The 16875-nt window shown below is 36.7% G+C and carries 24 protein-coding genes; 13 read left to right on the forward strand and 11 right to left on the reverse strand.

The genetic code is table 11. The annotated features are described in order from the left end of the window. Window positions 1-89 precede the first annotated feature (89 nt). Window positions 90-242 carry a DUF4158 domain-containing protein gene (locus H6F47_RS22975; RefSeq protein ID WP_137666488.1) on the reverse strand — a complete coding sequence of 51 codons (153 nt, stop codon included), beginning with the start codon at window positions 240-242 and terminating at the stop codon, window positions 90-92. A 204-nt stretch (window positions 243-446) separates the two neighbouring features. Here H6F47_RS22975 and H6F47_RS22980 point away from each other — a divergent pair, with 204 nt between their 5' ends. After that, complete coding sequence (locus H6F47_RS22980; protein ID WP_162501840.1) at window positions 447-917, forward strand: tyrosine-type recombinase/integrase; 471 nt, start codon at window positions 447-449, stop codon at window positions 915-917. On the opposite strand, the gene H6F47_RS22985 is transcribed toward H6F47_RS22980, so the two are convergent. The 4 genes from H6F47_RS22985 to H6F47_RS23000 form a co-directional block, all read right to left on the reverse strand. Continuing rightward, window positions 914-1507 carry a hypothetical protein gene (locus H6F47_RS22985; RefSeq protein WP_190651170.1) on the reverse strand — a complete coding sequence of 198 codons (594 nt, stop codon included), beginning with the start codon at window positions 1505-1507 and terminating at the stop codon, window positions 914-916. The genes H6F47_RS22980 and H6F47_RS22985 overlap by 4 nt on opposite strands. A gap of 48 nt (window positions 1508-1555) precedes the next feature. Continuing rightward, window positions 1556-1807 carry a helix-turn-helix transcriptional regulator gene (locus tag H6F47_RS22990; RefSeq protein ID WP_096573088.1) on the reverse strand — a complete coding sequence of 84 codons (252 nt, stop codon included), beginning with the start codon at window positions 1805-1807 and terminating at the stop codon, window positions 1556-1558. A gap of 293 nt (window positions 1808-2100) precedes the next feature. After that, a complete protein-coding gene (locus tag H6F47_RS22995) occupies window positions 2101-2418 on the reverse strand; it encodes a hypothetical protein (protein WP_096573089.1) in 318 nt (105 codons plus the stop codon). 359 nt (window positions 2419-2777) lie between these two features. Then, entirely contained in the window at window positions 2778-3146 is a 369-nt protein-coding gene (locus H6F47_RS23000) for a hypothetical protein (protein WP_096573090.1), read from the reverse strand. Between the two features lie 248 nt (window positions 3147-3394). Between H6F47_RS23000 and H6F47_RS23005 the strand changes: the two genes are divergently transcribed. The 5 genes from H6F47_RS23005 to H6F47_RS28185 are packed head-to-tail and all read left to right on the forward strand — an operon-like array spanning window position 3395 to window position 7070. Then, on the forward strand, window positions 3395-3550 hold the full coding sequence (locus tag H6F47_RS23005) for a hypothetical protein (RefSeq protein WP_190651172.1): 156 nt from the start codon (window positions 3395-3397) through the stop codon (window positions 3548-3550). 56 nt (window positions 3551-3606) lie between these two features. Beyond that, a complete protein-coding gene (locus tag H6F47_RS23010; RefSeq protein ID WP_096573091.1) occupies window positions 3607-4188 on the forward strand; it encodes a hypothetical protein in 582 nt (193 codons plus the stop codon). Continuing rightward, complete coding sequence (locus H6F47_RS23015; protein ID WP_190651173.1) at window positions 4185-5132, forward strand: hypothetical protein; 948 nt, start codon at window positions 4185-4187, stop codon at window positions 5130-5132. The genes H6F47_RS23010 and H6F47_RS23015 overlap by 4 nt, the downstream gene beginning before the upstream one ends. Further along, window positions 5101-5595, forward strand: coding sequence for a hypothetical protein (locus tag H6F47_RS23020; RefSeq protein WP_096573092.1), 495 nt, complete (start codon window positions 5101-5103; stop codon window positions 5593-5595). Before H6F47_RS23015 ends, H6F47_RS23020 begins: the two co-directional genes overlap by 32 nt. Before the next feature lie 2 nt (window positions 5596-5597). Continuing rightward, on the forward strand, window positions 5598-7070 hold the full coding sequence (locus H6F47_RS28185; protein WP_236103986.1) for a DNA methylase: 1473 nt from the start codon (window positions 5598-5600) through the stop codon (window positions 7068-7070). Between the two features lie 152 nt (window positions 7071-7222). Here H6F47_RS28185 and H6F47_RS23035 read toward each other — a convergent pair whose 3' ends face one another. Both H6F47_RS23035 and H6F47_RS23040 read right to left on the reverse strand, forming a co-directional pair. After that, on the reverse strand, window positions 7223-7498 hold the full coding sequence (locus H6F47_RS23035; protein WP_096573095.1) for a hypothetical protein: 276 nt from the start codon (window positions 7496-7498) through the stop codon (window positions 7223-7225). Between the two features lie 59 nt (window positions 7499-7557). Next, a complete protein-coding gene (locus H6F47_RS23040) occupies window positions 7558-8064 on the reverse strand; it encodes a DUF262 domain-containing protein (protein WP_096573096.1) in 507 nt (168 codons plus the stop codon). Window positions 8065-8336: 272 nt separating this feature from the next. Here H6F47_RS23040 and H6F47_RS28190 point away from each other — a divergent pair, with 272 nt between their 5' ends. Further along, complete coding sequence (locus tag H6F47_RS28190; protein ID WP_236103987.1) at window positions 8337-8669, forward strand: GIY-YIG nuclease family protein; 333 nt, start codon at window positions 8337-8339, stop codon at window positions 8667-8669. A gap of 11 nt (window positions 8670-8680) precedes the next feature. Here the strand turns inward: H6F47_RS28190 and H6F47_RS28195 are convergent, their stop codons facing one another. Genes H6F47_RS28195 through H6F47_RS23055 form a run of 3 tightly spaced genes read right to left on the reverse strand, consistent with a single transcriptional unit; the run spans window position 8681 to window position 9186 of the window. After that, a complete protein-coding gene (locus H6F47_RS28195) occupies window positions 8681-8830 on the reverse strand; it encodes a hypothetical protein (RefSeq protein WP_236103988.1) in 150 nt (49 codons plus the stop codon). A gap of 27 nt (window positions 8831-8857) precedes the next feature. Beyond that, on the reverse strand, window positions 8858-8989 hold the full coding sequence (locus tag H6F47_RS28665) for a hypothetical protein (RefSeq protein ID WP_272110229.1): 132 nt from the start codon (window positions 8987-8989) through the stop codon (window positions 8858-8860). Between the two features lie 59 nt (window positions 8990-9048). Then, window positions 9049-9186: a YHYH domain-containing protein gene (locus H6F47_RS23055; protein ID WP_096573097.1), complete on the reverse strand. Its 138-nt coding sequence runs from the start codon at window positions 9184-9186 to the stop codon at window positions 9049-9051. Between the two features lie 679 nt (window positions 9187-9865). On the opposite strand from H6F47_RS23055, the gene H6F47_RS23060 reads away from it, so the two are divergent. Together H6F47_RS23060 and H6F47_RS23065 are read left to right on the forward strand one after the other, a co-directional pair. Further along, a complete protein-coding gene (locus H6F47_RS23060; protein WP_096570852.1) occupies window positions 9866-10243 on the forward strand; it encodes a hypothetical protein in 378 nt (125 codons plus the stop codon). Between the two features lie 19 nt (window positions 10244-10262). Beyond that, window positions 10263-12986: a DUF3365 domain-containing protein gene (locus tag H6F47_RS23065; protein ID WP_096573098.1), complete on the forward strand. Its 2724-nt coding sequence runs from the start codon at window positions 10263-10265 to the stop codon at window positions 12984-12986. 301 nt (window positions 12987-13287) lie between these two features. Here H6F47_RS23065 and H6F47_RS23070 read toward each other — a convergent pair whose 3' ends face one another. Next, window positions 13288-13947, reverse strand: coding sequence for a hypothetical protein (locus H6F47_RS23070; RefSeq protein ID WP_096572909.1), 660 nt, complete (start codon window positions 13945-13947; stop codon window positions 13288-13290). 187 nt (window positions 13948-14134) lie between these two features. On the opposite strand from H6F47_RS23070, the gene H6F47_RS23075 reads away from it, so the two are divergent. The 4 genes from H6F47_RS23075 (at window position 14135) to H6F47_RS28670 (ending at window position 16798) form a co-directional block, all read left to right on the forward strand. Further along, complete coding sequence (locus tag H6F47_RS23075) at window positions 14135-14377, forward strand: hypothetical protein (RefSeq protein WP_190651175.1); 243 nt, start codon at window positions 14135-14137, stop codon at window positions 14375-14377. Window positions 14378-14440: 63 nt separating this feature from the next. Beyond that, window positions 14441-14803 (forward strand): hypothetical protein, encoded by a 363-nt coding sequence (locus H6F47_RS23080; protein WP_137666489.1) that lies wholly within the window; start codon window positions 14441-14443, stop codon window positions 14801-14803. A gap of 17 nt (window positions 14804-14820) precedes the next feature. Beyond that, window positions 14821-15609, forward strand: a complete 789-nt coding sequence (locus H6F47_RS23085) for a hypothetical protein (protein ID WP_096572912.1) — start codon at window positions 14821-14823, stop codon at window positions 15607-15609. 298 nt (window positions 15610-15907) lie between these two features. Continuing rightward, window positions 15908-16798 (forward strand): hypothetical protein, encoded by an 891-nt coding sequence (locus H6F47_RS28670; protein WP_190651176.1) that lies wholly within the window; start codon window positions 15908-15910, stop codon window positions 16796-16798. Window positions 16799-16875 lie beyond the last annotated feature (77 nt).

Raw genomic sequence — 16875 nt, forward strand, 5'->3', positions numbered from 1 at the left:
TTCATTGGATGGAAGATATCATGAGATGTTGACATTTTCACCCTTAATAGGACTACTATAACTGAATATGTAAACTTTTGTAACGACATTCAACATTTCTGGTTGAGAATATTACTTTCACCTTTAGTTGTAGCGTAAGCGAAAGCAATTTCACTTTTGTTAGGTGTATAAATTAGCGTCAGTTCTTTGGCGGTGAATTGACGTTTAAATCTTGGATAGGCGGTACGTTCTATTGATGCCACTTGTTAATATGAATATGTGTGTATAGTTTTTAGTTTCAAAAGATATATATCACTAACAAGCGATGAATCTTTGTTTCATGTATAGGAACATTACCAAAAAGAACTATTTTTGGGCAAGTTTTTAAGATGGAATTTGTGGGGAGTTGATTGTGTTGATGATTCTGTCAGAGTACCCAATTATCTTTTATGGGCAAGTTGGTTTTTATGACTCACAATTCTCCTCCTCTGAAAGTTCCCAACTTGGAAAAACGCACACGAGAACATTTGCTGCCCAATGAAGTGGAAGCTATGATTAAAGCGGCTTCAAGAGTGGGTAGGCATGGTTTGAGAGATGGGACTTTAATTTTACTGGCTTATCGTCATGGTTTACGGGTATCAGAATTGGTAACACTGAGATGGGAGCAGGTAGATTTTTCTAGTGGCACGATCTATATCAATCGGCTCAAGCATGGTCTTAGTTCTACCCATCCGTTACGTGCAAGAGAGTTAAGGTGGCTACGACAATTAAAACGAGAGTATCCTAATTCCCCTTACCTGTTTGTTTCTGAGCGTGGAACTCCGATGGCTGCTGCCACAGCTTTTAACATTATTAGGCGCTGGTACTCAGGCTGGCTTGGCGATAAGTGTGCATCCGCATATGTTACGTCATGCTTGTGGGTTTTATCTCGCATCTAAAGGTCATCTTCAGATTCAATTAACTTCTGTTGATTAAGATTTATATAGGCTTCTTTGAGTTCACTGCGTTGACGTTCACACTCAGATTTATAAAAGTTTAATTCTAATTGTAACTGCGGAAAATCAATAAGTTGTTGTTTTAATACATCGTTCTCAGTAATCAAATGTTTGATTCTGTCACCGGAAACAGTGGTATCGGCATTTTGGTAGGCAAGTTTGTAGATTGCGATCACCAACTGTCTCATAGAGTCCAAAAAATCACCGGGGATATCAGACTCATCGAGAACACCGTCATTAGAGAGTTCAAGAATTGCAGTGATGAGGTTGTTGTGGGTTTTGGATTGTTTGAGAACCGCGAGATTATCAGCCCGCCATTCCTTGAGTAAATAGCAAACAGTATCAGCACTGCCACCAATACCATAGATGTATTTTAAAGCAGATTGAACACTACGGGTAACAATACCGATCTGATTTTTTTGGAGAACAGCACAGGCGATGTCTAGCATTTCCCGTGTAATACTATTGTACTGTTTGGTTTCAATGTTAAATCCAGTGAGGTCAAGTTCCTGAAAAGTTGTTGGTAGTTTCATAAAGCACCTTACTCATTATACACAGTATGTAAGGTTAAGTTTACATTGTCAATGGGAATCATCCTCATGAGGAAAAGCCAAAGCAAGTTCGGTGAGGGTGCATTCAAGGATTTCGAGAACTACCAAAGTTTCAACAGGGGAGAATTGGGGTATTGCATGACCATTTACCCAAGCACTAACAGCCTGACGGGAAAGTTTACGACCGGAAATGGTACACCAGGCATTTTCTACGAGTTCAGCAAATCTTTCTTGACTTAAACCACGTCGCTTTAACAGTTTTACAAACTTTTCTTTTTTCATACCTCAAACCGTAAAACTGTTTTTTATGTCAAGTTCACTTTACATATTTATCCATGATAATTACATACAATAGTAAAAAATTTATTATGAAAATATAAAATTTCTATATCTTAATGGTTAGAAATTTTAACAGATGATTTGGAGTCTTAGAGGAAAAAGTCAGTAAATTCACCAATACACAACAAACCCCACCCATAAATGGATGAGGTCACGGAAACTGAACTCTTTTAATAAATGTATTTTTGCTGAATCAATAGGAACAACAATATCAGTCAATACCTTATGGGTATCCTCTAAGAATTTCTGATGACTTGAGCAATTGCTAACATGATATCTGATAATTGTTCTATAGAAGCAGACTGAATATTAAAGAAATTAGTAGCATTTACTTGCGATTGTCCAAATATTACCCTTAAACCACTGTCGCCCAATAACTGCTTAACCAGTTTTGCTTTGACATCTGCACTTACGCCAAAAGTTAAGTATTCTAAAAGATGAGATTTTTGCTGATTATCTAGTTTATCAGCTAAATTTTTGATCACACTAGTAATAGCTACCTGGTCTAAATTATGGCACTGACTAAGGATTTGATTTAGTTGATCTTGGCTCATCCTAATTGCTCTCTATTTTTCTAATGTTGACTTGCATAAAGTTATTGGCACTGTAAAATTATAGCTTTTGATTCTAGGAATACCCTATCAACACTATTGCTGACTCAATGTTTGCAATCCTAAATTGGTAAGAAGTTGTACTATTATGTACTTATATCATCATATAATATTTTGATTAAATTTTTAAACTTAATACTATTAATAGTATTTTTACTGCTTTCTTGACAAGTCTTAGCATATATTAAACTTATAGTCTAAATACTTAGAATTTATTGTTTTATATCAGCATATAAGTAAAAGACTACAAATTACTGAATATTATTCCTAACCACAAATAACTCAATAATTATGGTATTTGTTTAAACGTAAATATTTTTACTATTACTCCGCATAGACAAGGCTATAGCTTCAGCAATATCGGCTCTGTCATCACCATTCAATAACGGAATCAATTGCGCTATTTGTCTACCTTTCAAATATTTCACCATTTCTTCTGGTTTAACTTCAGTTTTTATCCCCAGTTTTGTCATTGCTTCTTTCCGAATATCCTCATCTAAGCAATCCAGAATGTCAAAATAAAATTCTGTCATGATGTCATGCTGTTTCCCAGATATCAAGCGTGAAATAACAGCAGCATTCACACCGGATTGTTGCGCTATATGTGATGCTTTTGTTCCCCGCGCGATCGCTTTTTTTAGGGCATCTACCAAAATTTCTATACGAGTCATTTGATTTATTTAAATAAATGGTATATTATTTAATTGTATCAAGATCCTGATGCTTTGCCAACAGTACCACGAAAGTATCGGACTCATTGAGCGTATAACTTAGAAATTTCCATAAGTTACACATCACTAATTTTAATCTAATTACTTTTAGTTTGCAACGGGGGGCTGAAATTAAATGTAAGAAAATACCTTAACCATAACAGTGGCTAAGGCAAAAAATCAAAAATTAAAATTTCTTAATTACCATTATGAACCATAAACAGGAATTGTTCTACTGTCTTCAGATAGAACTAAGAGATTTTTTACCCTTTTTTGGCAGGTTTTCTGTTACTTCCCATAGTTTCCTGCAAGTTTCCGCAGGATTAAGCAGGTTGCCGACTTTGGTGATAGCTTGCGTGGCGTAACCATACTGACTCAGCTTTTTTCTACCACTATTATTTAAACAAGTTAAGGTGCATTCATGACAACAACTATCGCGCCTAAACCCAATCAGCATTACCGTCTGTCGTTAGCGAAAGCAATCCAGGACTACAAAGACGGAATCATTACCGCCACCGGTCTTGTTTACTATGCTGTTGGGATTTTCCGTGCGCCGGGGCAAAAACTGCGTATCAAAGATGTTGAAGTTTTCTGTGAAAAGATTTGTATATCAGTTAGCACATTTTATAAGGCTATCAGCAAATTAAAAGAACAGGGGCGAATAGACTGGCTGGAAATAAATAGTAGGGAAAACATGGAGTTTATTGTCCGCGATAACCTCAAGTCTCAGCTAGGCGGACTAACGAAAGTCACAACCCCTGCTGGTCGAATTGATTTATTAACCGACACTGAAATCATTGAAGTCAAACGGGTTAAAGACTGGAAAGCTGGCTTAGGTCAAGTTCTTATTTATTCAGGATTCTACCCAGAACACCAAAAACGTCTGCATTTGTTTGGCACTGCCGAATATGAACAACAAATACCTAATATTGCTGCTTCTTGTGTTGCTTTTGATGTGTTAGTAACTTTTGACCAAGTAACATTTGCGGAGTTGGGTTCATGACAAAGCGGAGAATGGGTAATCGCAAATTTTGTCCTCTGACCGCCCAAACCGCTAAGGACTGGTATCAAAAAAAATACCTTTCTACTCCTGGTTATTTGTTGGTGATCAAAGAGATTTTAAGACCTCCGGGCATAGCCCTCAAAATTGACAATATCTCAGAATTTTGTACGGAATGGGGAATCAGCAGATCCGCCTTTTATCGAGGAATTAGCACCATTTCCTCTAACAACGATGGTAGTTGGGAAACTACGGGTTCAATCATCATCAAAACCGACTCAATTACTGATGACTTTGATGATTTCGATTCGCCAAAACCATCAGATCCTAGTCCAGAACCCGGTTCTAACAATGATTCTCAGTCTGTCCCACCACCGGAACAACTGTCCCACGCATGGGACACAGAATCCCACACACGGGACACAGAATCCCACACGCGAGACACAGAATCCCACACGCGAGACACAGAATCCCACGCACGGGATAAAAACACCGCAGAACCTTTAACACAAAAAAGCTGTGGCTCTCTACAGACATTACAGACATTACAAACTTATAAAGACTCTCTCTCAGACTCAGAAAGAGAAAGTTTTGAAAATTTTTGTTTGGCTCAGGTCAAAAAGTTACCGAACCCCCCAACATTCCCGCAGAAGTTGATTGAAAAACAATGGGAAGATTTGCGATCGCAGTGGGAGAAATCCCAAGGCAAAGTTTCAGCAGCACAGACCATGAAATGGCAAAACCACCCACTTAGGGAACAATGGCTTACCAGAATACGGGTGATTGGGCATTACTCGTTTATGTATGAGATTGCAGAAGAAAGAACGGAACGCACCAGTTTTTATGAATGGGCTAGTGCCAACAATTTGATTTGGATTCCAGGTTGGGAAAAAGAAGCAGAGGAGGGTTTAAAAAATGAACCAGGATATGGAACTACCGTTTTTTGACAGGATGCCCCTAGAACCTCCACAACAACAGGAAGACAAGGAAATCTTTTATCCTAAATGGTCTTGTTTTTGTTGTCATGATTACGGCGTAATTTACAGCACCCTAGTTAAACGAATCATACCTGGATACAAAGAAAATGAAGATAAATGGCCAATGTGCCAAAATCCGGGGTGCAACGCCTTTAATAAAAGGTTTGGGGCAAATGTAAGCATGAACAATTTTGATACTCGGTTTTCTAGTTTGATATGTCAGAAGTTGGATTTAATCGAGCGCCAGGGGTGGCAGGAAACTGTGGAAACCCAACGGATTAACAGAAAACTCAAAGAAGCCTACAACAAAGTCAAAATGTCTGGTTGTCAAGACCGCACAGAAAATCAAAACCAAGAAATCGAGCAGCGCAAACAAGAAATCGAAAACTACGACTGGGCAGGTGCTTCAAAGGCATACTTAGGAGATGACTAACTATGAATACTTTGCTTGCTACACCCTGGAATTACCGTCAATCCTGGAATGATGGTTTATGTTCCTACGATGGTCACACTATCTTCTGCGAATACGGAGTTATCACTGTCACCGATTACATCAAACAACGATATTTAAGTCCTGTTTGGTTTCTCAATCAACTCAGTGAACATTGGCAATTGTTGGGGGCGATCGCCTTATTCCTCAGTGACGGTTCAGCAGCTTCAACACAGGAACTAAGTCAAGCTTTGGGTGTTGAGTTGTCAGCTATCAGTAATGCGGTGGAACTGGGGTTTACCATTGGGTGGTTTGAGGTCAGTGACAAAGTTAGTTTGATTTTCTTAGAGGAAAAATGCGACAACTCGACTTATGCTCCGGCGTTGGTGCAGGTTTTGGAATTGCAGGACTCCAGACAGGATGAGAACTTGTGGGTGTCTGTGAAACCGATAACTACTGTGCAGACATCCTTTCAAAACGATTCCCCGGTATCCCCAACTACGGAAACGTGCGAAGCATACCAGTTAGGGAAATCCGAAAACAGGGAGTTGATGTCATCACCGCTTCCCCACCCTGTCAACCATTTTCAGTCAACGGTAAACGACTTGGTGCAGCCGACGAGCGAGACTGTTTCCCCGCCGTTAAACGTGCCATTGAATCAATCAGACCCGAGTTCTTTATTATCGAAAACGTCCCCGGATTGCTCAGTTGCAGACTCAAACCAGGAAGTCAAGCTCTCTATTTCCAGCAGTTTCTTAGACAAATTACCAAGCTCGGCTACGATGCGGAATGGCTTTGTGTATGCTCAGGAAACTTTGGCGCACCCTTCCTTAGAGAACGATTACTTTTGGTTGGAATCTCCCGCCGCCTTGTCATCAACTGGGAAAACACGACCCCCTGGACAGAGCAAGTTAGAAACACAATTAAAGAAGCTGGGATTATTACCCAAAGGCGAGGTGCTAAACCCGGTTATCCTCAGCGATTGGTACGATATCCCCAAGAGTTGGCTAGACCCCTTGGAGTCCCGTCCGGCAACGGCACTGTTAGAAAACAAAGACAGGCAGCAGGAAATCTTCTTGACCCCAGAGTTGCATCTGTCGCTGTCTCCAGAGTCCAGTACCTCTCAACTATCGCCGGAGTTGGTGACTACTGAAAAATTCTTAGAGGAAAGTTTAAGTACGGATAAATCCCGTGCCTGTGGTTGTTTGTATCAGTACATTGAAAACAAGAAATTAAAAGATGGCAGAATCGCTAGTTATCCCCGTGTTGATGGAACAAGAGATAAGCATAATTATTTACATTGGCGTTGGGGGTATTCTTGGGAGGAAAAGATTGATGGACAATGGAAAAACCGTTCTGTGGGAGTCCCTGCCAAAATCGCTCACACTGTCGCCACCATGATCAGTAAAGGTTATTGTGTACGGGAAATCAAAAACTTTATCACACTCAGTAAAAACAAGGGGAAATCCAATAAATAATATTTTTCCTCTAAGAATTTTTGTTAGGTAATTCCCCAGCACTAAATTAGACTTGGTATCTCAATAAAAAAACTCCCAAAAAGGAAGTTTATGTAGTATTAAATTTGTACTGCTTGTCTTTGCTGTAGCGGTATCTGTGGTTGTGGCATATTTTACTCGACTTTATCATCAGAGTTATTTCTGATTCTGTCAGCGATCGCCCCCCATAAATCAGCTATTTCATCTTTACTATTAAGATTAAATTGGTAAACAGTATTAGCATGAACCTGAGAATTTCCCATTGTAATCGTACAACTATTATCGTCTTTGACAGGCAATAATTTTTTAACTAACTTGGCTTTTTCGTCTATTGTCAAATGTTCCAATGCCTTTTCTAAAAATGCTAACTTTTCTTCACCACTTAATTTGTCGTAATGATTTCTGTCCATTGGAAAACCCTAGATATAATGTTATTATATTTTACCTGATGTTAATAGATTATGGTAAATTATTGAATTTGTTCAAAACGAATCCGGTGATATAGATTGGATACAATTTCAGATGATGTACCCCTTAAAATCAGATGTAAAGTTAACTTAGTTTCCTTAATCCTGCGTTGCCAACGTGGTGTGAGTTGACTAAAATACTTACCATGCAAATCGCCAAAATAGTCTAAACCATCTAATGTGAAATCCTGGTTTATAAATTCTTTAAATGTAATAATTCTTTGTGTACCATCTATAATCACCCATTGTTCATCATTGGTAGCATCAATATAAAAGACAGACAAAGGTAACTGTAACAACAAGGATTCAATTAATTTACCTTTAGCTTGGGTATTCCAAATATGTTGATTGTGAGGGAACTCAGCAGGAATTAAACGATTGTTCACAAATCTATCAACAACCTGTTGCACCGTCATAATTTTAGTTCCCATACTAATGTTAGCAGGGTCTAAGGATGTAGTGCGTTTTCGGGTTTCTTGGGGTTCAAAAGAGTAGTGGGATTGGGGCATAATGAATAAAAGTATAGTAAAATAAAAGCATAAAAGATTATAATATGATTATGAAACAACTGAGTTTATTTGGGAATACCGAATACAAAATATTAAGAAACCAAAAACCAGTGATGGATGCTGAATTTTTACAACAGTGGAAATCGCGGGTGTTTAATTATTAAGAAAGTATTAGAAACAGTGAACCACCAAAGCAGGTAACTTTATTTGATGTTGTACCATCTCACTGTAACCCTGACACCATAGATCCGTTTAAATTGCAATTACAATCAATGGCATTTTACCGGATGCCTGATGATTACGGACAAGCAGCCCTGTATTTTATCATTGATAGTGCATCTGAATTATTATTGTACATTGGGGAAACAAAACACAGTAATAAAAGGTGGAAGGGGGTTCATGATTGTAAGAGCTATATTGAAAATTATCAAGAATTACATCACCGTTATCAACTACAAACAGCAGTGAATATCGCGTTTTGGTGGGATGCCCCAGTGGAGAGAAAACCACGTCAAGATTTAGAACAAGCGTTAATTCAAATGTGGCGATCGCCATTCAACAAAGAAATGTGGGAACTGTGGGGTCAGCCTTTTGGAAATTTTTAGAGGAAAAATAATTAATTGGGGTCATTCCTGCCAATTCCTAGCTGACGCAATTTAACTTTAACATCTGCCCAATCAGAACCACAGTAGTAATGTTGTTTATCTCGAATATTGGCAATATAATAACCGTTTTTACCACCGTTGACTCTGAATAATTCAATCAATATCTTAGCTTTGGTTAATCCATTCCTTTATAAAGTTGAATCTAAATCAGTAGCAATTCCATGAGCATTATAAAACACCTTGCCTGGATAAAAAGACCAGGTAGTGCCTTCGCGGTGATAAATTTGCAGGTAGAGAGGGGAATAAATTGATTGAGTCATGAAAGCATTGTAAACAATCAAAATCAGGGACTCCCCAAACAGAAATCCCAGAGTTACTGTTAATGACAGTGATACCCACCGGTTCTAGAATCATGGTGACACCCCGCACTATTGGTTCTGCCAGAATGGGCAAATGCTGGACTTACTGCTGCTACCAATACCATTGCTACCAAGGGCAATACTACTAACTTTTTCATGATGTTTTGTAAATAAATGTAACTACTGCACAATAACATCAATGTTGACGGGAAACCCAAAGAACATTAAAACTTTAAAAACAATGAAATACTATGTACATTCACTTAAATGGAGATTCCCAACTTAAACATTGTGGTGGTACTGAGAAATTCTTAGAGGAAACGTCAATATGATATTTAATACCAGGGTAATTACTGGGAAATTTTCTTAGAGGAAACCATAAATTACAATTTAGCAGTGAGATTGGGGGAATTAACAGCTAAGGAATTTGGAGAGTTGGCAATAGTGCAAGTGCTGACTCGTCAGTTCGCTTTGCTAACCGTAGATATTTCTATTCCTATTTAACAAAGGAATTTAAAAACTGTAAGGGCAACCTTTATAAATATTGAAACAATAAAAACAGGGATTACCACAGCAAAAATTCCCTGGAATTAATATCTATCACAATTTGACTAACTTAAATAATAATTTTTTATATAATTTTGCTGTTTTTGATACTTTTTAAATTTCTTGGAAATTATTCAGGATTATAGTGTAAACCCTTGGAAATTATTAGATGTGTAAATTGGGTGTTTCGGATTAATGCGTTCATAATCAAAATCATTCGTTAGATGTATTTTATTGTGCAATAAAGTTGAGACAATTAGTAAAACCTATTAAAAATAAGGAGATGATTTCATGGATTCTATTTCTCTTATTCTCACAGCCTTAGTAGCTGGCACAGCCAAAACAGCGGGTAGTGTAGTTCAAGATACTTATGAAGGATTGAAAGCTTTAATTAAACGTAAATTTGAGAACCAAGGTAAATCAGGTTCAGTGACTATTCTGGATAAGTATGAACAAAAACCTGAAAAAACAAAAGCTCTTTTAGAAGATGAATTAACTGAAGTTGGTGCTGATAAAGATGAGGAAATTATTAAATTGGCTCAAAAGTTAATGGAGCAATTAAATCCTCAAGAATCAGCAGAGGGAAAATTTAGTGTTCAAATTTCTGGAGGAAAAGTTCAGGGTTTGACACAGCAGAATACTGGTACAATTAATCAAAGTTTTAGTTAATTTATGGAGTGATTATAACATGAATGATGATAATGTTGTTAACATTTATGGTAGTAATATTCAAGGGTTTATTCAAGAAAATAATGGTACTGTCTCTCAATATTTCATTTCCCAAGTATCTGAGTTATTTAATGGACAAACATCTGGTATACAACAACCCTTAACTTCGGTAGAATATGGACACAGGAAAGTTTTACTCAGTAAAGTTAAAGAATATTGGATCGAAGGTGTTTTAGAAAAATCAGTGCATACGCAGGCCATGATTGAACTTGGTCTAGAAAAACGATTAGATGTAATAGAGCGCCCATTTAGTGGTTTTGAGGAAATACCAGAAGATTCCAGACAAATTTTGCCTACGGGAAGCGATGCAAGTGATTTCTTTAATCAGATAGGAGAAGGACGAACTCTACTTATTTTAGGAGAACCAGGAGCAGGTAAAACCATAACGCTCTTGAAATTAGCACAGAATTTAATTACTCGCGCTGAGTCAAATTTGAGTCAGCTAATTCCAGTAGTATTTAATTTATCTTCTTGGGGAAGTAAAAGGCAAACCATTGAAGATTGGCTGCTACAAGAACTTTGGAGTAAATACCAAGTTTCCCAAGAAATTGCTAAAGACTGGGTTAAAAATCAAAAATTACTACTGTTACTAGATGGTTTAGACGAGGTAAAGACTGACCTGCGGGAAGCCTGTGTTGAAGCTATCAACCAATTTATACAAACGCATGGACTGACTGAAATGGTGGTCTGTAGTCGTATTGCTGATTATGAAGTTCTTTCTAACCGTTTGCGATTACGAGGCGCGATCTACATCCGTTCTTTGACTCCTGAGCAGGTTCATCAATATTTGGATACTGCTGGTCAACAACTAAGTGCAGTTAAATCTTTGTTGAAAGATGATACCACACTGCAAGAAATAGGTAAATCTCCTTTGACACTAAGTGTTATGACCCTGGCTTATCAAGGTAAACAGGTAGAAGAAATACTTCAAACAGGTTCACTAGAAGAGCGTCGTGAACATCTATTCAATGCTTATATTGAGCGGATGTTTAAACGAAAGGGAGTTAATCAGAAATACCCAAAAAATCGGGTAATACATTGGTTAAGTTGGTTGGCACAAAGAATGTTTCAGACTTCTCAATCTTACTTTCTAATTGAGAAAATACAGCCTAATTGGTTGCAGTCTAATGTTCAAAAAAGACTTTACAGAATTGGAACTATTTTAATTGGGATACTGGCTATTGGATTGATATTATTTTTAGTTCATTTTCTAGATTTATATAATGATAAAATTAACATTTTTAATGTCTTAACCATAAATGCAATAATGTGGGGTTTAGTTTTATGGTGGACTTTTGGAAATTACAAAGCAGAAATAGAAACTTTTGAAACTTTGACCTGTCCTTGGAAAAAAACACGAAAAGATTTGCTTAATGGATTAACCTATGGACTAAGGTGGAGTTTAATTTTGTCTCCAATGGGTGTATTATGGTGTTATTTAACTTGGAAAACCCCAAAATGGCCAAGCGGTTACGAGAAAATAGTAATATTTGGATTAATTTTGGGATTAATCTTTGCACTGATTATAGGATTGATTTGTGGGTTGAGAGGCTCAGAAATAGAAACAAAAACTATTCCAAACCAAGGGATTTGGACATCTGCTCGCAATGCAATAATTATTGTATTACTTAGCTGGTTAATTTTGTTTCCAATTATTTTTATATTTTTTCCTAAAGGGTTGCAATCAAGAATTTCGATAATAAGTTGGGGACTGATGTTAGGGTTGTTTTTTGGAGGTGGTATAGCCTGTATCCAACACTTCAGCTTACGTTTTATCCTCTGGGGTGAAGGTTTGATTCCTAATAATTTAACTCATTTTCTAGACTATGCCACTGAGCGCATTTTTCTACAAAAGGTTGGTGGTGGCTATATCTTCATCCATAGGATGATACTGGAACACTTTGCAACGCGAATCAATTCTACACAATCCGAAATAAGAAATGCCTATAAAGCTATAAAAATCATTCTTGTTGGGGGAGCGATTATTGTTATTGGTCTAATTTATGGCAATATTTGTTTAAATTCTGCGGAGTTTCAACTGAAATCCCAAGCAAATATGTTAATTTCAGCGATGGATTCGGTTCGCAAATATCATAATGATTATATTACACCTTTATTAAAAACACAATCAGAACAAAAATTTTTACAAGAATCAATTCCAATGTTTGCAGTAAATCAAGTATTTGATATATTTACTAGTGCCTATAAAAATAATTATGGAGATTATATTTATAAGTCCGCGATGATTAATCCGACTAATCTCAAGAATAAAGCTACACTTGAAGAAATCAAAATTATTGACACACTTAAACAACAAGATTTAGATACTCAACGACAGCCAGGATTGCAGAACATTGATCAAGGATATTTAAATATAAATGGTAATAAATATTTCTATATATCTCGCCCTATCAAAATTACTGATAAAAGTTGCTTGAATTGTCATTCGACTCTAGATAAAGTACCTCAATCATTACAACTTCTCTATAAACAGGGTAAATATCTTGCTAATCAAGGTTTGAACTGGGAATTTAATACAGTTATCGGAACTAAGATTGTGTATGTTCCTACCAGCCAAGTATATAAAGTAGCTCAAAGAGATTTTATAATTTTTCTAGCAGTTTTTATTGTCATATTTTGTATAGTGATAGTTATTATGAGCATTTTACCCAGCAGTTTTTAAAAGTTTCTTTTCAGGTTTCCCCTAAAAATTGCTAAGGTGATCGCATATTGAACATCATACCCAAGCCGAGATATGTGTAATTTCCTGCAAGATGGTCTAGAAACCCTTGTGATATCTACATTCTAGCCTTAGCGTACAATTTACCCTTTTTGGTGCGGCGGCGATGATTGTTAGGGTTTTCCTCTAAGAATTTTGTGAATTGGGTTTTCTTATGGCGATCGCCTACGGTGTGTGTTGTTAATAAAGTTCAACTATCTTTAAAGTTTCCCCCAAGAATCCCCAAATCCCCAGTGTTCACCGTTTAATTAAAACCATCACGTCGCAAGTCCCAAGGCAAAGACCGTCTACCCTGCTTTAAAATTGATTCATAACCTTCAGGAGAAAGCCAAGAACCGTCTTCTAACTGTACATAATCATTTGGTACTTGTTCTGGTGGTGTGGAAGCTGGCAGAGTCCAGGGGCGTTTGGGTTTGATATCAAAAATTAATTGCAGTTGCTCTTGAAGAATAGTGGAAATCATAGTGGCCAGTTCTTCCTTGTTAATCAAGACGTGAGAACCCGTATTGATTGGGGCATACCCGGTTTGTGACCAGATATAGACCCTTAGCCCAGCCTTGGCAATCATGCGATAATTATTAACTGCTATTTGTTTACCTTTATACTTTCTTGCTTCCAGTGCGTAATATTCCAGGACTGCATGACAAACTTCGTCAATAATAAAAACTTGACCGGATCTTTCATTCGTCAACAGCCTCCAGTCATTACCAGCATAGGGTTTCAGCGCAGTTTGAAGATCGTTCGCCAACGGGTCAGAATTACTTATTTGGTTTAGAAATTTGGTAATAGTAGATTTATCTACCCCACAAAACTGAGCTAAAGCTGTTACACTCATGCCACTGACACCATCACTAGAACGGGTACAGTAACTTTGGTCTGGGTTGGTTTTCTCTATTTGTGTCATGATCTAATTAACCTTTGTATGAGGTTTGGGCGATTGCAACTTCTTGGCGGGAGGGCGGTCGCCTTTGTTATAACTATTATCTCTAATTTTATGGTTTTTATACAGATAAAATACGTAAAAAAATGTACAATAAAAAATAGCTGATGTATTTTGCTTTAATAAAGGCGTAAGTATAACAATAGCCATTGTGGGAAGACCAAGAAGAAACCGATTAACCGACCGTGTTAATTACAAACTTGATAGGGACATTAGAGAAATTTTGTCACGAATAGCCGAGCGTCAAGGTAGAACCGAGGGCGCACAGGTCGAGCAAATGATTCTTTTTTACGAAGCCTGTCAACGTTTGAATAATGAAGGTGAATCCATCACAATGGATGCCATTAACGCCAAAGTTAACCAAATATGGGATGAATTAATAGCTAATGAGTAAACTTTATCTAGTTATCAGGGATTTTACTGTATTTGATTTTTCCTCTAAGAATTGTACTGAGATATGCTAGAACCACCAACGCTCAATAAATTCCAGGAAATCTGGACAAGCCAGAACCCCCAATATCTGAATACACCTTGGAAACAATGGTTGTATAATATTTATCAACAGGGTACTTTACATTTAATCACCAACAGACAAGAAGCTGCTTTAGACAGGGATATCAATAAACTTCTTGATATTGCTGAATTGGGGTGTCAACAAAAACTGTTAAATGAGTATTTAAAACTCAGTCAAAAACCAATGTACCAAAATTCCTATATTGCTTGTGATTATTTAGCAAATGCCTATGATTACATCAGCAGCGCACAGTATTTGTTGATATTATCTTTGGGGGTAGATATCAATATTTTTGAAGATTTTTAAGAGTCAGGGTATAGGTTATGCAGTACGCAATTTTCACAAAAATCGGTGGTGAATTAATACCAGCATCAAAAGCCGATTATCAAGATTATTATGGGTTTCTTAAATGCCCCGTATGTAATGAACCCGTTTTCTTGAGAAAATCACATTTACGAAATGGTAAGGAAATCACTGCTAGTTTTGTACATCATAAAGCAGTACCAGAAATTAGTACCTGTGAACTCAGGGTAGGCAATTATAGTAAAGAAGATATTGAAATCTTTGCAGCCAAAGCCAGAAACCAGAGATTACAAAAACTAAATATTAGTATGTGGAAATACTTGAAAACTAATATGTCTGTACACTTCAGGGGTTATAATCAGGTAAAAGACAAGACTAAGGGTAATCCAGCTTTTGAGTTTTTGTTAAACTATGCTGATGAGTGTTTAATGAACAACAGTGATTTAATTGTTGATGAATTTATCCCTGTTCTCGGTAAAATGCTTAAAACCCAAGATGATGATATTGGTATAATCAAACAAACATTAGGTCAGTTCAATGAGTTTCTGAATGATTTAAAATCAGACTGGGAACTGCACGAAAAAATAACCAAAGAAGCCGCCAAATTGTTTTTGTCACCAGCAATGAAAGAAATTAGATATCGGGTATTAACAGTGCTTTGTTACCCTGGAAATATGCAATTATTGGACAAGGATTTAGTAGAATTAAAAATGGGAACAGAGAAATGGCAGCAAATTTTTGGTAATTATTTGAATCAACAAATATGTTTGATTTTCTTGAGTGTTAATTGGATAAAATTGTTAGCATAGTTCTGGATTCCAGGTTTCTGTGGATTGGCGATCGCCTACCACATTAATATTAGTACAGTTGCTTGCTCAACAAACAAATAAACAATAAAAACCAACAACCATGTTATTATTATATTACTGTGGTGTTGAAAATACTGTCATAACGTTAATTATTACACTTTTCATGCTAAATCAAATATTGATTAGTTAATTATTGGTTTAATTATGTCATTTTGACGCAACAAATTGAATTTGATTTTATAACCAACAATATGATTGGAATCATCAAGATGAACATCATTGAAAGGATAAAATCAAGATGAATAATGATTTAGTAACTTCTAGTGTACTGCGACCACAAGAACGGGTTAATGGAGTTTCTCAAACAGAATTATCTGTTAGATGGTGGCAATATGTTTATAATATTCCAGCACCAGATAATCCTTTTCGTTATGATGAAACTAATGATCCTCAAGGGAAAAAAGCCGAAATAAATCAAGCACCTCCCGTTTTTAATTTAGTAGGCACTTTAGAAACATCAAACCCAGTTGTAAGAACAGTTGAAATTAAACCAAATCAGGGATATGAATATATCTTTTTTCCCTTAATTAACAGTGAATGGGATAGACTGTTCCCAGAGGGTGCAAGCGATAAACAACTTCAAGGACTTGCGAAAGCAGTAGGGGATACAGCCCTAGCAAAAAATGGTGGGAATCTCTTTTTGAAGATTGATGATATAGCGATCAAAGATTTGGAAAACTACAGACAAACATCTGATAAATTTATATACAATTTACCAGATAACAATATTGCAGGGCAGCCAAGTAAGATAATTGATAATGCTTTTTCTGATGGGTTCTATACAACAATTCAGCTATCTGCTTTATCTCCTGAAGACCACACTATAAAATTCGGTGGAACTTTAAATCTTAATAACCTGGATATACCCAATAATTTAGGACTGGAAGATGTCGAAATAATTCTGAAAGAAGCATATCCAGATGGAAGATTTTCTCAAGATATCACCTATAATATTTCTTTTGAACTTAATCCAGTAAATGGTACAAACAGGCAAGACAACCTTTTTGGTACTCAAGGCTGGGACAAAATTAATGGACGTGCTGGTGATGACCACCTTTATGGTTTAGAAGGCAACGATGATATTTATGGTGGTAGAGGTTCTGATTTGAGGGGGCGACAAGCAAGTTGAAACCAAGATAGGGAAAAGGTTTGAGGTGATAGACCCTCTGAAAAAATCTGGTGCTTATTGAGAATAGTATACAGTTA

It is taken from the genome of Sphaerospermopsis sp. FACHB-1094, assembly GCF_014696195.1.
GTDB lineage: Bacteria > Cyanobacteriota > Cyanobacteriia > Cyanobacteriales > Nostocaceae > Sphaerospermopsis > Sphaerospermopsis kisseleviana.

Excerpts from the sequence above, each read along its gene's own strand:
- H6F47_RS23070 (WP_096572909.1), bottom strand. The coding sequence starts at position 13,947 with ATGACACAAATAGAGAAAACCAACCCAGACCAAAGTTACTGTACCCGT.
- H6F47_RS23040 (WP_096573096.1), bottom strand. The coding sequence starts at position 8,064 with ATGCCCCAATCCCACTACTCTTTTGAACCCCAAGAAACCCGAAAACGC.
- H6F47_RS22980 (WP_162501840.1), top strand. The coding sequence starts at position 447 with ATGACTCACAATTCTCCTCCTCTGAAAGTTCCCAACTTGGAAAAACGC.
- H6F47_RS28185 (WP_236103986.1), top strand. The coding sequence starts at position 5,598 with ATGAATACTTTGCTTGCTACACCCTGGAATTACCGTCAATCCTGGAAT.
- H6F47_RS23060 (WP_096570852.1), top strand. The coding sequence starts at position 9,866 with ATGGATTCTATTTCTCTTATTCTCACAGCCTTAGTAGCTGGCACAGCC.
- H6F47_RS23055 (WP_096573097.1), bottom strand. The coding sequence starts at position 9,186 with ATGAAAAAGTTAGTAGTATTGCCCTTGGTAGCAATGGTATTGGTAGCA.
- H6F47_RS23035 (WP_096573095.1), bottom strand. The coding sequence starts at position 7,498 with ATGGACAGAAATCATTACGACAAATTAAGTGGTGAAGAAAAGTTAGCA.
- H6F47_RS23005 (WP_190651172.1), top strand. The coding sequence starts at position 3,395 with ATGAACCATAAACAGGAATTGTTCTACTGTCTTCAGATAGAACTAAGA.
- H6F47_RS23000 (WP_096573090.1), bottom strand. The coding sequence starts at position 3,146 with ATGACTCGTATAGAAATTTTGGTAGATGCCCTAAAAAAAGCGATCGCG.
- H6F47_RS23015 (WP_190651173.1), top strand. The coding sequence starts at position 4,185 with ATGACAAAGCGGAGAATGGGTAATCGCAAATTTTGTCCTCTGACCGCC.
- H6F47_RS22990 (WP_096573088.1), bottom strand. The coding sequence starts at position 1,807 with ATGAAAAAAGAAAAGTTTGTAAAACTGTTAAAGCGACGTGGTTTAAGT.
- H6F47_RS23010 (WP_096573091.1), top strand. The coding sequence starts at position 3,607 with ATGACAACAACTATCGCGCCTAAACCCAATCAGCATTACCGTCTGTCG.
- H6F47_RS28670 (WP_190651176.1), top strand. The coding sequence starts at position 15,908 with ATGAATAATGATTTAGTAACTTCTAGTGTACTGCGACCACAAGAACGG.
- H6F47_RS22995 (WP_096573089.1), bottom strand. The coding sequence starts at position 2,418 with ATGAGCCAAGATCAACTAAATCAAATCCTTAGTCAGTGCCATAATTTA.
- H6F47_RS23080 (WP_137666489.1), top strand. The coding sequence starts at position 14,441 with ATGCTAGAACCACCAACGCTCAATAAATTCCAGGAAATCTGGACAAGC.
- H6F47_RS28190 (WP_236103987.1), top strand. The coding sequence starts at position 8,337 with ATGGCATTTTACCGGATGCCTGATGATTACGGACAAGCAGCCCTGTAT.
- H6F47_RS28665 (WP_272110229.1), bottom strand. The coding sequence starts at position 8,989 with ATGACTCAATCAATTTATTCCCCTCTCTACCTGCAAATTTATCACCGC.
- H6F47_RS23065 (WP_096573098.1), top strand. The coding sequence starts at position 10,263 with ATGAATGATGATAATGTTGTTAACATTTATGGTAGTAATATTCAAGGG.
- H6F47_RS23085 (WP_096572912.1), top strand. The coding sequence starts at position 14,821 with ATGCAGTACGCAATTTTCACAAAAATCGGTGGTGAATTAATACCAGCA.
- H6F47_RS23020 (WP_096573092.1), top strand. The coding sequence starts at position 5,101 with ATGAACCAGGATATGGAACTACCGTTTTTTGACAGGATGCCCCTAGAA.
- H6F47_RS22985 (WP_190651170.1), bottom strand. The coding sequence starts at position 1,507 with ATGAAACTACCAACAACTTTTCAGGAACTTGACCTCACTGGATTTAAC.